This is a genomic window from Paenibacillus sp. FSL H3-0321 (genome assembly GCF_038002865.1).
GTDB lineage: Bacteria > Bacillota > Bacilli > Paenibacillales > Paenibacillaceae > Paenibacillus_AQ.
In genome coordinates this window covers 3,926,191-3,939,611 of sequence record NZ_JBBODH010000001.1, presented here as the reverse complement: position 1 = coordinate 3,939,611, position 13,421 = coordinate 3,926,191, and the positions used below count along the sequence as shown (strand labels likewise).

At 48.2% G+C, this 13,421-nt stretch carries 16 protein-coding genes; 12 read left to right on the top strand and 4 right to left on the bottom strand.

What is annotated here, in order from left to right:
• The first annotated feature begins 11 nt into the window (after positions 1-11).
• From MHI45_RS17410 to MHI45_RS17380, 7 genes are all read left to right on the top strand, one after another.
• The gene (locus MHI45_RS17410; RefSeq protein ID WP_083675879.1) at positions 12-854 is read left to right on the top strand and encodes an SDR family NAD(P)-dependent oxidoreductase; all 843 of its coding nucleotides are present in this window, start codon (positions 12-14) and stop codon (positions 852-854) included.
• A 96-nt stretch (positions 855-950) separates the two neighbouring features.
• A complete protein-coding gene (locus MHI45_RS17405; protein WP_076113548.1) occupies positions 951-1,688 on the top strand; it encodes a hypothetical protein in 738 nt (245 codons plus the stop codon).
• Positions 1,689-1,889, top strand: a complete 201-nt coding sequence (locus MHI45_RS17400) for a DUF4177 domain-containing protein (protein WP_038597970.1) — start codon at positions 1,689-1,691, stop codon at positions 1,887-1,889.
• Between the two features lie 248 nt (positions 1,890-2,137).
• Complete coding sequence (locus MHI45_RS17395; protein ID WP_076113547.1) at positions 2,138-3,055, top strand: polyprenyl synthetase family protein; 918 nt, start codon at positions 2,138-2,140, stop codon at positions 3,053-3,055.
• A 178-nt stretch (positions 3,056-3,233) separates the two neighbouring features.
• A complete protein-coding gene (gene comX / locus MHI45_RS17390) occupies positions 3,234-3,407 on the top strand; it encodes a competence pheromone ComX (RefSeq protein WP_179091846.1) in 174 nt (57 codons plus the stop codon).
• Between the two features lie 26 nt (positions 3,408-3,433).
• Complete coding sequence (locus tag MHI45_RS17385; protein WP_144024457.1) at positions 3,434-5,809, top strand: sensor histidine kinase; 2,376 nt, start codon at positions 3,434-3,436, stop codon at positions 5,807-5,809.
• Positions 5,787-6,446 carry a response regulator transcription factor gene (locus MHI45_RS17380; protein WP_076113545.1) on the top strand — a complete coding sequence of 220 codons (660 nt, stop codon included), beginning with the start codon at positions 5,787-5,789 and terminating at the stop codon, positions 6,444-6,446. Before MHI45_RS17385 ends, MHI45_RS17380 begins: the two co-directional genes overlap by 23 nt.
• Before the next feature lie 5 nt (positions 6,447-6,451).
• On the opposite strand, the gene MHI45_RS17375 is transcribed toward MHI45_RS17380, so the two are convergent.
• Entirely contained in the window at positions 6,452-6,907 is a 456-nt protein-coding gene (locus MHI45_RS17375; protein WP_076113544.1) for a VOC family protein, read from the bottom strand.
• 274 nt (positions 6,908-7,181) lie between these two features.
• Between MHI45_RS17375 and MHI45_RS17370 the strand changes: the two genes are divergently transcribed.
• The 3 genes from MHI45_RS17370 (at position 7,182) to MHI45_RS17360 (ending at position 9,334) form a co-directional block, all read left to right on the top strand.
• Positions 7,182-7,694, top strand: a complete 513-nt coding sequence (locus MHI45_RS17370; RefSeq protein WP_341119237.1) for a GrpB family protein — start codon at positions 7,182-7,184, stop codon at positions 7,692-7,694.
• A 106-nt stretch (positions 7,695-7,800) separates the two neighbouring features.
• Positions 7,801-8,235, top strand: a complete 435-nt coding sequence (locus MHI45_RS17365) for an Lrp/AsnC family transcriptional regulator (RefSeq protein WP_076113542.1) — start codon at positions 7,801-7,803, stop codon at positions 8,233-8,235.
• Between the two features lie 724 nt (positions 8,236-8,959).
• On the top strand, positions 8,960-9,334 hold the full coding sequence (locus tag MHI45_RS17360; protein ID WP_076113541.1) for a RidA family protein: 375 nt from the start codon (positions 8,960-8,962) through the stop codon (positions 9,332-9,334).
• Positions 9,335-9,398: 64 nt separating this feature from the next.
• On the opposite strand, the gene tlp is transcribed toward MHI45_RS17360, so the two are convergent.
• From tlp to MHI45_RS17345, 3 genes are all read right to left on the bottom strand, one after another.
• Positions 9,399-9,623 (bottom strand): small acid-soluble spore protein Tlp, encoded by a 225-nt coding sequence (tlp, locus tag MHI45_RS17355; RefSeq protein ID WP_076113540.1) that lies wholly within the window; start codon positions 9,621-9,623, stop codon positions 9,399-9,401.
• A gap of 138 nt (positions 9,624-9,761) precedes the next feature.
• A complete protein-coding gene (locus tag MHI45_RS17350) occupies positions 9,762-11,054 on the bottom strand; it encodes a sensor histidine kinase (RefSeq protein WP_076113539.1) in 1,293 nt (430 codons plus the stop codon).
• The gene (locus MHI45_RS17345) at positions 11,054-11,731 is read right to left on the bottom strand and encodes a response regulator transcription factor (protein WP_076113538.1); all 678 of its coding nucleotides are present in this window, start codon (positions 11,729-11,731) and stop codon (positions 11,054-11,056) included. Before MHI45_RS17345 ends, MHI45_RS17350 begins: the two co-directional genes overlap by 1 nt.
• Before the next feature lie 254 nt (positions 11,732-11,985).
• On the opposite strand from MHI45_RS17345, the gene MHI45_RS17340 reads away from it, so the two are divergent.
• Complete coding sequence (locus MHI45_RS17340) at positions 11,986-12,729, top strand: polyphosphate polymerase domain-containing protein (protein ID WP_076113537.1); 744 nt, start codon at positions 11,986-11,988, stop codon at positions 12,727-12,729.
• Complete coding sequence (locus MHI45_RS17335; RefSeq protein WP_076113536.1) at positions 12,722-13,405, top strand: DUF4956 domain-containing protein; 684 nt, start codon at positions 12,722-12,724, stop codon at positions 13,403-13,405. Before MHI45_RS17340 ends, MHI45_RS17335 begins: the two co-directional genes overlap by 8 nt.
• Positions 13,406-13,421 lie beyond the last annotated feature (16 nt).

Genomic DNA, 13,421 nt, shown 5'->3' with positions numbered 1-13,421 from the left:
GGGGGGATGAGATGATGGGAAATGCAATGAAACCGGAGAAGCTGAAACCCGGCAAGGCACAGTGGAAAGAACGTCCGATCCGTGCCGTTGAAGGCAAGAAGCTGCTTGGACAATGGGCAATGGTGACTGGTGCCGGAAGCGGGATAGGGGCGGAAATCGCTGAGCATTTTGCAGAGTCCGGCGCTTCTATAGTGCTCACGGAGCTGCCCGAATCTCTGGAGAATGCGGAGATTGAGGCTGAACGGCTTCAGCGGTTGTACGGTGTTGAGGTGCTGTGCAAGCCCCTTGACCTGCGCAGCGTGGAGGACATCGAGCGGTGTGTGCGTTCTATCGAAGAACAGGTGGAGAGCATCGATATTCTGATCAACAATGCAGGCGTGAACCTGCTGTCGCCTGCGCTGAGTCTGAGCGAGGAGCAATGGGATTTCGTCGTAGATATTAATCTCAAGGGCACGTTCTTCCTGACCAGAGAGGTCGCGAAGACGATGGTCCGCCATAAGCGGGGCTCCATCATCATGATTGCTTCCCATGACGGCGTAGTAGGCAGTGAGAACCATGCGCCCTACAGCGCCAGCAAGGCAGGCCTGATTCATCTAACACGTTCCCTGGCTGCTGAATGGGCGAAACACGGGATTAGAGTCAATGCGGTATCCCCAACCTTTGTCATTACCGATGCCAATGAGCAGGTGATGGATGATCCTCAGTTCCGGCGAACGAACCTGCCGCGTATTCCGCTTCGCAAGTTTGCGGTACCGGAGGATATTGCGAATTCAGTACTGTTTCTCGCCACAGATTCCGCAAGCATGATCACCGGGCACAATCTGGTGGTCGATGGCGGTTGGACCGTAGTTTAATCTGTGGTTATCCTGGACGCTCGTCAGCGCCTGATCTCTACTCCATCCTTTTCAATCAGACTCCAGGACCAAATCTATTACAAGGATGTGTTAAGAATGCAGGTTAAATCTATGGATTGGCGGTCGGAGCATGAACTTGAGGAAGAGCAGATGGCGCTGAAGTATCATTCCAATTCCAATGTGAATCCGCAGCTTGAGGTGTTGACCCGCTCGCGGATGAAAATGCTGAATCAACTGTTTGCCCAGAGGAATGTTGAGGTGAAGCACGCAAAATGTTATTTCTCTTCCCCTTCCTTCGGACTGCGGAAGAGTGAGCTGGCAGAGCATCCGTTCATGATGAAGTTGCTTGTCCATCTGCAGGAGCTTCAGGTCCAGTCCAGACCGTTTCTGGATTATGAACCCTTAAGGGAGCTGGGCGGGGCCAAGCTGGACGGTCCGGAGCTGTATATCTTTTCGAGAAGCCCGGTATCCGGCAGGCATGAGCTGTTCTACTGCAATCCGGCAAAAATGGTGGTTCAGCGAGTGAAGGAGACAGACCCCGGCATTTGGAACCAGCTGTTCCATTCCGATCTGATCCAGGGAACGGCGGAGGCAGCCGTATTTGTAACGGCCAACATCCAAAGCTCTATGAAGTTGTTCGGAGAACGGGGGTACCGGCTCAGCTTGCTGGAAGGCGGGCGGCTAACAGAGCGTTTATCACAGTGCACCCATAAATTCGGATGGAAGTTCCAGCCGGTTGCCACTTTTTATGACCGGGCCGTTCAGGAGCTGCTGGAAATAGACGGGCATTCTGAAGTGGTGCTTTCCTGTATGATTCTAGAGGAGGTGCAATAGATGTACCAATACAAATTTGTCAAAGTCGATTTAAAGGGAATCCTGCAAAGCAAGCCTGAGGAGGATTATCACGAACTTATTCATGAGCATGCCCGTGAGGGGTGGAGGCTGTTTCAAATTTTTGCTCCGAACACCTATGGCTTTGGAACTGCCGCCTTTTTGGAATTGATTTTTGAACGTTCGATCACTGACTATCACTGAAGCTTTGAGGTATATTCCTGAACCGGTAATCCGGTTTACGGGCTTGCCGATAATGGCTGGGTCTTATTGTTCGACAGCGGAATTAGAGCGATGTTGACAAGAATACCCCATGTTATACCACTCAGAAGAAGGAAATACTAAGAGAATATAGAATACCCTTCTATTAGAGGAATCTGCTTGACGCGCGGCAACTTTGGCGTACCCCGTGATGCGTTTAGGAGACCGAAATTGATTGGGGGCTTCTGAGGATGGATGGCTGTGCAGAAATGATAGAGCTGGAAATCAGAGCGGGATTGCGGTCGTTTTTTACCGTGCCGCATTTATTGGAGCAAGGAACAGCCTGTGTAGAAGAGAAACTGCGGGAATCACTGCTGTTCAGCAGAATGACAGTGCTTCATTACCGGGCGTTTGGCGGAAGCGGTAAGGCGATTTACCGGGCCGCCGCCGCTGTAGAGCTGATGATCCTGAGCCTGGATATCATTGATGATCTGCAGGACAAGGATAACAAAGAAACGGTATGGAGCCGGATGAGTCCGGAAATCGCCCTGAATATTGCCCTTGGGCTGTTGACGCTTTCCCAGCAGATGCTGTTGACCAGCGATTTCCCGGAGGAGCGGGCAAGCGATGCCGCGCGGCTGATGAATGAGCAGGTGCTCTCTGCCATTAATGGCCAAACAACAGATCTGCTGAACGATATTGAGAGCGAAGAGGAATACATAGAGATGGTAAGGCAGAAATCTGCCGGTCTGCTTGTAGCGGCCTGTATGATTGGAACACTGCTGGCAACCGGCGAAATCCATGAAGAGGTAAGGAAGTATGCGGAGGAGCTCGGAATAGCAGCTCAAATGAAAAATGATATCCGTGACCTGCTGAACTGGGACAACAAAAATGATTTCTGGAACCGCAAAAAGACACTGCCGACACTGTATCTGCTTCAGTCCATCCCGGAGGGGGAGGGCTGGATCACCGATTATTTTGAGGCACGCCTGGAATTGGAGGAGGTGGCCCACCGCAAAGAAGAGATTGAGCGTATTATCGAGCAATCGGGAACGTTCCTGTATTCTTCTATCCGAATGAGAACTCACTATTATAATTATCTGGATTTAGTAGGCAAGCTTGGGCTTGCCCCCGTCTGGCAGGAACAGATGCTTGCGATGGCAGACTGAGCCAGAGGGTACCGTAAAGCCCGCTACAAACCGCCACAAACCACCGCAAAAGCCCGCAATCACCCCGCAATTACATTTGCGGAAAGTACTAGTATGGTTGTCGTTTCCAGTTGGGACAACACCTGGTATATTGAATTCAAGAGGAAGATCTCTTATAAACCGATTGGGGGAATGTTAAATGTTGAAGGAAATGGTTCAAAAGTTGATGGCAGATCCAAGTGCTTGGACTCGTGTACAGACTGGACAACTTCAATTGGCGGGAATGAGTGAAAATGAACATAGAGCATTTATTGACGTGCTGGGCAGCAGAGAAGGCAAAGCTGAACCCCGCATGGCATTTTATTGGAGCTAATCTAGCTTTATTTGGAGGAAACCGGATTGTCGAGAAGAATGAACGTTGCCGCTTTCTCAGTCATTGTCATCATCCTTGCCGTCTATCTATCTCAGAGCATACTGCAGCAGAGAATGATTGGGACCGATATCGAAAGGGATGGCCAGGGACGTTACGTGGCAGCAGATACAACTGCTGGTTACTGGGGATATGGAAAGATTCTTCCAGGCGATATTATAGAGGAAATAGATGGAAGCTCCGCCTCTGCATTTCATTCGGTTAAGCGATTTGATGTAATAGAAGGGGCTTCCACCATCACTCTGAGCCGGAATCAGCCTAATGGCGTTCAGGAGAGAATCACGCTTGTTGTAGCGAAAGGAATTGGGTCTGAGAATCTGCTGCTGGAATTTATTTTGCCGTTATGCTCCTTGTTGTTATTCGCCGGATTCTCACTGTTTGTTTATAAGCGCAAGAAAGAAGACAAAGCAGCTATATATCTGATCCTGTTTTTCTTATCGACGGGTTTTGCCTATTTCAGCGCTGCTTCTTCGGGGAGAACTGACAGCTTGGGCAACATAATCTTTACTGCCTCCTTCTCGTTGGTCCCGGTATTTTTCCTGCAATTTCTCAACCGGTATTTGAAACAGTATCAAGAGCCTTTCGTTCCCAAAAGCGTATTTATTGGCTTTTATTGTATTACAGGTGCGATTATCCTTGTGCAGATCATCACAATATTAACGGGATATAACTTGCTTTTCTTCTTAGTAGCAAGGCCTTCGTTACCCTTTTTTATCTTTACAAATCTCTACACTATTTATAAATTGATTCAGAAATTTGTGGTACACCGCCGGGATTCGCTGCGAAATTTATTTAAGCTGACCTTGCTGGGTCATTTGCTTGGGTTTATGCCGTTTATCCTGTTATTTGGCGTGCCGAGATTATTTGGTATAACCCTGATTACTCCGCAGGTGGCCTCGATTTTTCTATTGGCAATTCCCGTAGTGTACTTGTATATGTTCACTACAAGACAGCTGTTTGATATTGATTTTGTTCTGAGCCGTTTTCTTTACCATATTATTATCGCCTTTATCCCAACTTCGCTAATTACCACCTTCGGGGCTCTGATTACCCAGCAGCACAATTATACGTGGGTTCGATGGGTACAGTTATTTCTGATGGTGTATTTTATTGTTACGATTCTGTTATTCAGCAAGGAGTATGCCGATTTTCGGTTCAGACCAAGTTTTAACAAGAACCTGTACAGCTTCCAGGGAAGCCTGGACCGGTTCTCTACCCGTATTTCACGGGTGATGAAGCGGGCCGACCTGGAGCGGTTGCTGGTACAGGAGGTCCTCTCCATATTACTGGTCAAGAAAGTGGCCTTTCTGGAGGTGAACCGAGAATCGGGTCCCCGGGGGAGCTCGAAGTCAGATTCCGGTGAGGTGCCTATCTCCGTAATATCTGCCCTGCGGGATGCTGCTCATAAACTGGCTGTTGGAGAGACTGTGGCCGTTCCTTCAGGATTATGCGTTGTTATGGGACAGAAAGGCTCTACCTTTCACGTCCTCTGGCTGGCGGATAAGGAGAATCGTACCAAATATAATCTGGATGAATTGAGCTGGCTGAAAACCTTGGCTAATTACAGTGCCATCGTGTACGAGAATCTATATTTAATTGAAAATTTGATTGAAGATCTTGAACAGGAATTTCAGAAGCAAAAAGGAGCTTCACCGTGGGTGATGCGTCTGATCTTTAATCTCTCGGAGACGGAACGGCGACGGCTGGCTGCTGACCTGCATGATTCGGCGCTGCAGGACCAGCTGATCTGGTACCGCAAGCTGGAAACGGTCATGCTCGACCATCAGATGCCGGAGGATATCTATCACGAGCTTGAGACTGTACGGGAAGGTCTGCTGGATGTTATCCACCAGATTCGCGAGACCTGCAATGAGATGAGACCGCCGCTGCTTAAGGAAATGGGGATTGTCGAAGCGCTCGGGCAATTGTTCGAGCAGGCTCAGATCCGTTCGAATTATGTGATCAATTTCCAGGTGACGGATCATATAACAGAATTAAGCGATGAACAGACATTGGCGCTGTTCCGCATCGTTCAGGAACTGCTGCGCAACGCCAATAAGCATGCCAAAGCTACAGTGGTTGAGATCGGAATTGAGCAACGGGATTCGATCCGGCTGATGTATAAAGATAACGGGGTTGGCATGGAATTGGGTGAATTGAATGATTCCTACCAGCATATGGGTCTGTCAGGCATTAAGGAGAGAGTGCGCAGTCTGGAGGGCGAAATCTTCTTCCAATCGGTAGTGGGTGAAGGACTTGAGGTCTGCATCACGCTGCCGCTGGAGTCAGCAAGTATGACAAGAGAGGGTGGGGACGATTTAGATGATAAAAATCTTGCTGGTTGATGACCATCCTTCCGTGGGTGAAGGAACCAAAAATATGATTGAGCAGGACCCGGAGATGAAAGTCACGGTGATTCTCTCAGCGATGGAGGCACTGGAGCTGGTCAAGTCGGAGAGCTTCGATGTCATGCTGTTTGATCTGAATATGCCGGTGATCAGCGGTCTTGAGCTGACCAAGCGGATGATGAGCGTCCAGCCCGAGAGCCGGGTGTTAATCTATACAGGGTATGAGATCAGCCCCAACTTCAACTTGCTGATTGACTCCGGCGTATCCGGCTTCGTGAGCAAGACGGTTACCCGCGAGCAGCTCCTTAACGCGATCCGCTGCGTTCTCCGGGATGAAGCAATCATCCCGGTCTCCCTGCTGCGGCAGCTGCGGCGCAGGGATATCCGTCTCAATGAGTCCAAGGAAGAGAAAATGCTGGAGGAAGTATCCATTAACGAACGGGAGCAGGAGATACTGCAGGAAGTGTCCAACGGGAACAGCAACAAGGATATCGCTTCCAAGATGCTGATGAGCCAGCGGACGGTAGAATATAACCTGACGCGTATCTTTGAGAAGCTGGGCGTCCGTTCCCGCGCCGAGGCGGTAGTGGAGGCCCGGCGGCTGAAGCTGATCAATTTCAATGATTTTATGTAAGGAGATCATCCCTCAGCGGAACGAGTCCAATCCACCTCTTCAATGAATTCGATGATCTCCCCGTTTGGGCTGTGAACGAGCGCGTTTCGCACAATGAGCGGCGGTTCACCGAGCGACAATTGGTCGGGCTCTATACAGGCCTTTGCTCCATGAGCAAGGGCTTTTTGATATGTTTCCCGGGCATTGTCGACATAGAAGGCCAGATGCAGCAGCGCACCGTGAGCAACATCCTCTTCACGCTTCGCTTTTTTTCCTTGAGCCGCAATCACTGCTTCATCGTCAAAAAGCTCAATGCAGGTTCTTTGATCCGGTGAGAGCAGCATGCAAGCCTCGTTGATCTTGAAAGCAGGCAGACTCCAATGATGCGCCACCTTGAATTCTAACACTTCTGTATAAAAAGCAAGTGTTGCCTGATAATCCTTGGCTTGGATTGCCACATGGGCAAGGCCTTTAATACTCACGTCTAATCCCCCCCCTAACTAAGATGTAATTAATTATAGGGAAAAGAAACATTGAATTACATACGAATAATAAGGGGTTTATAGTAAAATGATTATTTATTATAAGGTTTTTCAGCTGGAAAGCGTTACTTTGTTTGCAAATTTCCATTCAACTCGGTATATACGTATCCACTGCTTTCATACGGTTATTTAAGACTGGCTAATGGATGTTTAGAAAAGTTGTTTTCAAATGATTTGTGCTACAATATACCAAAAAAAGCGGGTGAAATATTGGATGGGAATTGATGAAATTATAAGTGTGCTTCCATACGATGAAAAGTGGAATGAATTATTTCAAAACGAAAAGGCGAATCTTTTGAAGGCCTTCGGAGATGATGTTATTGATATACAGCACTTCGGCAGCACCTCTGTACAAGGAATGATTGCAAAACCGATTATTGATATCTTAATTGGCGTAAACACGCTTGAGTTGAATAGTTCTGTTACTAACAATTTAATAGAACAGGGTTATGAAGGATTCGGAGAAATTGGTGTGGGGAGATTATACTTTCGGAAACGGCAAGAATATGCCTTTAATCTTGCAGTCGTTATTTGGAACGGTGAGCAATGGGTAAATAATCTTCTCATAAGAAATTATTTAAGGGATAATCCAGATGTAGCCAAACATTACTCAGAAAAAAAGCTCAAATCTATAAATAATGGATACACTACATTACTCTCTTATTCGGATGAAAAAGCCGATTTCGTATACAATTTACTCGAACAAGCAAAGAAAAGCTTTGGATAGGACAGACAGAATCGCTTATACTGCGGCGGTTCTGTATTCGTTATTAATAGCAACAATATTTACGGAAACAGCCTATTTTATTAAAACTTGCTCAGGAGGTGCCTATATGGAGTATCCAATGGATGAAACTGATAAACAGATTATGCAGTTGCTGCAGCGCAACGCGCGAATGCCCGTGTCCCAGATCAGTAAAGAAATTTCCATGTCCCAACCCTCCGTAAAAGAAAGGATCATCAAGCTGGAAGAGCGGAACATCATTTCCGGGTATACTGCGGCATTAAATTTAAATAAGCTGAACCGGGGCACGACTACATTCATCCTGCTCAAAACAGAATATTGCCAGGAACTCGTTGATTTTTGCGAACAAGCCTGGGAGGTGACGGACTTGTTCCGCATCAGCGGAGAATACAACTACCTTATCAAAGTGCAGACGGCATCCATCGGCGAACTGGCGGAATTCCAGGACTCCCTGATGAAGCTTGGACCCTCCAAGTCGCATATCAGCCTGAAAAATATTTTGGAAAACCGGATTCTGCTCTAGATCATGTCTTCAAACTGGAAGTGCTCTGGGGAAGCAGGGATTTATAGTATTGAAAGTAGGGTCCCTAAAAGCCCGCAGCGGGTTTGTTTACTCGTAACGGACTCAGGAGGCGCTATAGAGAGTAAAACACCTGTTTATTCTCTTATGCGGACCCAGGTGACCTTATCTGCTCTGCATTCTATCTAAAAACGGCCAGCAGGGAGAAATAACTGCGCTGGAGTCCGGTGTTGTACTGTAACAGGCTAAAATCCCCAAATAAGTGCAACTCGGTCCGTTCGTGCTCAGAGCCAGGAATACACTTTCCGGACGCACACACGCCTTCGGAAAAAGAGCGAAGTCTTTAAAACACCGAGACGTAAGCCTCCACCGAAAAAACTACCTAGTGGCGAGACGCCCTAGATCAGCCTCTGAGTAAATATTTCTTTGCTATACAGAATGAACTTGGAAAATAAAAAAAAGGGTGGAAGTGACGGAGGGGAAGTTTGGATACTTACGGAGCGATAGCGTCCGCCTTTGTCTGTGGATTTCAACCGCAAACAGCGGAATAAAATCAAGAAATCTGCAGACAACAGCGGCCGGAAGTCCAAACATTCTCCGCAGTTACGACAATAACCCAAACCAGAAAGATATTAAGTTCAAACTATATAGTTGCGATCTGCGACAATCTGTTGTCCGATATCACCCTATATAATCGGTGTATCTTGTATAGGGAGATGACAATTAGATGAGCGAAATCGTTAGACTTGATGTAAATGAAGAGTATGCCTATTCGGGCATTGTTGAGGCGGGGGATTTTATCTTTCTCAGCTTCTGTGTCGGCAATGTGGGCGGTTCGCCAGCGGAGCAGGTTGAAGGGGCACTGAATGATATGAGCCGGAGATTGCAGCAGGTGAATTTGCAGCTGGATGCTGTCGTAAAGGTGGATATCCTGCTTAGGGATGTATGGGATATTCCGGTCATGGAAGAGGTGTTCAAACGCAGGTTCAAAGGTAAATACCCGGCCAGAAAAACCATTTCCACCGAGTTTGCCCATGTGGGGGGTCCGGATGGACTCAAGGTGCAGATAGACGCAGTGGCCTATAACCCCCGCAAGCAGTGAAATATCGACGTACAAACGGCGGTCCAGCCCGGGATAAACCGGGTGGGCCGCCGTTTGCGGTCAACTACTCCTGGGAATGAGCTGCTTCGTCCTTAACTTCCGCGCGGAAGCCCCGGATGCTTTCCTTGCGCCGTTCATTCTTTTCTTCAATCTGGCTCCGTTCTTCACTGCTGATTTCCGAAGCAAACTCGTTTAAATAGCCTTCGGCTTCTTCAAGGTTCTGCTCTGTATTCTGAATGCTCTGCTGTAAATGCTCTACATTGTCTGCACGGTTATCCGGTTTTGCCATAGGTTGATCGCCTCCTGTTATTAACGCGCCCCGTAAGAACGCTAACCAGTAGGTTGACCTTTACCGGATGATTTCATGCATGGGAAGCTAAAAAATCGGACCACTGACATAAAGGGATAATCGTAGTCTATGTTTCTTCTAAGACAGCTGGACATAAAATGTAGTGGATTCTCCCATCACACTTCGGGCGTAAATTTTGCCCTTATGCTGCTGCTCGACAATGGATTTGGCAATGGCCAGGCCAAGCCCGTAGCCGCCTTGCTTGCGCGCCCGGGAAGCATCGGTGCGGTAGAACCGGTCGAAGATCCGCGGGAGATGCTCCGGGGCGATGCCCTCGCCGGTATTGGTAACGGCCAGCACCACATCATTATGCTGTTTGCGCAAGGATAGGCTCACCTCACCTTTCGGGCCGGTATATTTCACAGCGTTGTCCAGCAGAATCATGACCACTTGCTTGATCTGCTCACTGTTGCCCTGAACGGTCAGATGAGGCTCAATATCATACTCCAGAGCAACGTTCTTCTCGAAGATTACAGCTTCCATCGTCAGAATGATATTCTCGACCGCTTCGCTGATATCAAAAGGGGTATGGATCATGCCCGTCCGCGAATCATCTATTTCTGTTAAATAGAGCAAGTCATTCGTCAGCTTGGCCATCCGCTCTGTCTCCGACTTGATATAGTGCAGCCACTTCGACTGCTGGTCAATCGTGTCCTCCCCATTAGAGAGCAGCACATCGGTATTGGTACTAATGATGGCAAGCGGTGTCTTCAGCTCATGGGAGGCATCGGCGATGAACTGTTTCTGCTTATCAAAGGCTTCTTTGACCGGCTGGATTGAGCGGTTGGCAAAATACCGGCTGGTGAAATAGAGAATAATCAGCATGACCACGCCTACGATAGTAAAGGTATAGTTGAGATTGGTCAGAATCTCCTGCCGGGCGGTGATGTCGAGGAAGACCAGCATATGCCCGTTAGTGGTTGGCTGTATCTCAAAAGTCCAGTCGCTGCCGTCGAGGGTGAAGCGCCCGGTATTTTTGCCTGTGGATACCGCTTCCTGCAGCGCCTGCTGATAGAACTCGTCTTCCATGGTGAATTGTGATTTTGGCGTCCCTGTTTGGTTCCACTGATCATCCGTTTCAATCATGAAGGACACGGAACGTTCCGGCGGGGGATTTCCGCCGCCCATGCTGCCCATGTCCCCGCCATCCGGCAGCGGCATTCCGGTGACAGTCCCGTTATCCCGCGGCCCGTCAGAATTGTTGCCCTTCCGTTTCTGGTACAACTCTACACTCCGGTGCAGCTCCATTTCATTCTTAGCCTGCACATCCAGGTAGGAAATGATGTAGATGGCGGCGAAGGCGGCAAGCATCATCACGGAGATAGTGACCAGATTGACGATCAGGAACCGGTTTCTGAGCTTTTTGAACATCAGGTATTCACCTCTAATACATAGCCGACGTTCCGGATTGTGCTGATGCGTATAGCGGAACCCAGGAACGTGAGCTTTTTGCGCAGAAAAGAGATATAGACCTCCACATTGTTATGCTCCGCCTCGGAATCGAATCCCCACAGCTTCTCAATAATCTGCTCCTTGGAGGTTACGGATTGTTTCCGTATGATCAGCAGCTCCAGCAGCTCGCTTTCCTTAAGGTTCAGCTTCATTTCCTTGCCGTTCACCGTAAGCCGCAGATTGGTCGTATTCAGCTCCAAATCTCCGAACTTCAGCGCATCATCCGGCAGAACCTCGCCTTTGCGCCGCAGCACCGCCCGTATCCGGGCCAGCAATTCCTCTGATGAAAAAGGTTTGGCGATATAGTCATCAGCCCCATAATCGAGCCCAGTTACCATATCCGTAATTTCGCCTTTGGCAGTCAGAAAAATGACAGGTGTAGCCACTTCCTTATTCCGGAGCGCCCTCAGCACGCTGATTCCATCCATCTCCGGCATCATGATGTCGAGCAGCAGCAAATCATAGATCCCGCTTAACGCGTAATCAAGTCCCGATCTGCCGTCATGCACGGCGTCTACCGAATAATTATGTTTCTTCAAGATTTGCGTGACGGCCTCCGCCAGATGCACCTCGTCTTCTACTATTAATATTCTCATAGGGTTAAACATCCTCTGCATAAATTGTGTGCTTGCTGCTTACGCCATTATAACAAGATTACCTTTAGCGAACCTTAATGGAATCTCTTTCTTCATATATAGCAAACGCCGCTATGTACCCTTTTGTTAAGCCTGTGTAAAAAAATCAAACCTGTGTAAAACCATTTAAGCTTCACTAAAGGTTCGGGGACTAAGATACATTCATAAGCAAGCGGGACACACGAAATACTCGAATAAGAAAGGATCTGACCCCCATGGCGATCGAAGTTTTCAACCGATATGAGAACAAGTATTTGTTCGACAATGAAGCCTACCTCCACCTTTACAATGAATTGCTTCAATATATGGAGCCTGACGATTACAACAAGCAGCATGAATATTACTCCATCACCAATCTGTATTATGACACGGCGCACCATACGCTGATCCGCAACAGCCTGGCTAAACCGAAATACAAGGAAAAGCTTAGGTTAAGAGCTTACGGGATACCAAGTGGAGAGACGAAGGTGTATCTGGAGATTAAGAAAAAGGTGTTCGGCCTGGTCAACAAAAGAAGAACTTCGCTGACACTGCACGAGGCATATGATTTTGTCCGCACAGGAGTCGAACCGGAATACAAGGATTACATGAACAAGCAGGTTATTGAGGAAATCAAATACTTCCTGACACGATATGATCTGCAGCCCATGGTGTATCTGTCCTATGACCGCAAAGCGATGTTCTGCAAAAATAACCGCGATCTCCGCATCACGTTCGACACGAATATCCGCAGCCGGCGTTACGATCTCAAGATGGAGCATGGCACTCACGGCGAACCGCTGATGGAACCGGGCCAATGGCTGATGGAAGTGAAGGCGGAAAAAACGATCCCGGTCTGGCTCTCCAAAATGCTCTCTGAGCACCAAATGTACCGCACGAGCTTCTCCAAATACGGCAATGAATATAAAAAAATGCTGAGAAACAGTAAAACAGAAAGTGAGAGTGTCCTGTATGCTTGATAACCTCTTTTCGGCGGCTCTGACGAGTACAGAATTAACGTTCACAAACGCCATTTTAACCATCCTGACCGCTATCGCCCTAGGCGCGATTATTAGTCTGACCTATATGAAAACAAGCCCGACGGGATATTCGCAAAGCTTCACGCTCACGATGGTGCTGTTGCCGGTCATTGTGGCTATCATCATCCTGCTGATCGGCAGCAATGTCGCCAGAGCCTTCAGCTTGGCCGGGGCGTTCTCGATCATCCGCTTCCGAAGCGCGCCAGGTGATCCTAAGGATATCACCTTTGTCCTGTTCACCATGGCCTCCGGCCTTGCCTGCGGCGTAGGCGCATTCGGTTACGCTGCACTATTTACCATTATTCTCTGCATTATTATGTCTATCCTGAACCGCACAGGTTTTGGTGTTAGAAAAACAATGCAAAAAACGCTGAAAGTGACCATTCCCGAGAACCTGGGTTACGAGGAAGCTTTCGCAGAGGTTTTTGCCAAATTCAATGTCGCTTATGAACTGAAAAAGATCCGTACCACTGAGCTTGGCAGCTTATATGAACTGGTCTACGCCGTGACGATTGATGAGCACACGAGCCAGAAGGAACTGCTGGATGCAATCCGCTGCCGCAACGGCAACCTGGATCTGTCACTGACGATGAGCCCGACTCTCACAGAATACTAAAAGAATGAAGGGATTG

Bases quoted from the DNA above. Each gene is read 5' to 3' on its own strand.
- MHI45_RS17350 (WP_076113539.1), bottom strand. From the start codon at position 11,054: ATGTTCAAAAAGCTCAGAAACCGGTTCCTGATCGTCAATCTGGTCACT.
- MHI45_RS17360 (WP_076113541.1), top strand. From the start codon at position 8,960: ATGAGCGAAATCGTTAGACTTGATGTAAATGAAGAGTATGCCTATTCG.
- comX (WP_179091846.1), top strand. From the start codon at position 3,234: ATGTTGAAGGAAATGGTTCAAAAGTTGATGGCAGATCCAAGTGCTTGG.
- MHI45_RS17395 (WP_076113547.1), top strand. From the start codon at position 2,138: ATGGATGGCTGTGCAGAAATGATAGAGCTGGAAATCAGAGCGGGATTG.
- MHI45_RS17340 (WP_076113537.1), top strand. From the start codon at position 11,986: ATGGCGATCGAAGTTTTCAACCGATATGAGAACAAGTATTTGTTCGAC.
- tlp (WP_076113540.1), bottom strand. From the start codon at position 9,623: ATGGCAAAACCGGATAACCGTGCAGACAATGTAGAGCATTTACAGCAG.
- MHI45_RS17400 (WP_038597970.1), top strand. From the start codon at position 1,689: ATGTACCAATACAAATTTGTCAAAGTCGATTTAAAGGGAATCCTGCAA.
- MHI45_RS17380 (WP_076113545.1), top strand. From the start codon at position 5,787: ATGATAAAAATCTTGCTGGTTGATGACCATCCTTCCGTGGGTGAAGGA.
- MHI45_RS17335 (WP_076113536.1), top strand. From the start codon at position 12,722: ATGCTTGATAACCTCTTTTCGGCGGCTCTGACGAGTACAGAATTAACG.
- MHI45_RS17410 (WP_083675879.1), top strand. From the start codon at position 12: ATGATGGGAAATGCAATGAAACCGGAGAAGCTGAAACCCGGCAAGGCA.
- MHI45_RS17405 (WP_076113548.1), top strand. From the start codon at position 951: ATGCAGGTTAAATCTATGGATTGGCGGTCGGAGCATGAACTTGAGGAA.
- MHI45_RS17365 (WP_076113542.1), top strand. From the start codon at position 7,801: ATGGAGTATCCAATGGATGAAACTGATAAACAGATTATGCAGTTGCTG.
- MHI45_RS17345 (WP_076113538.1), bottom strand. From the start codon at position 11,731: ATGAGAATATTAATAGTAGAAGACGAGGTGCATCTGGCGGAGGCCGTC.
- MHI45_RS17370 (WP_341119237.1), top strand. From the start codon at position 7,182: ATGGGAATTGATGAAATTATAAGTGTGCTTCCATACGATGAAAAGTGG.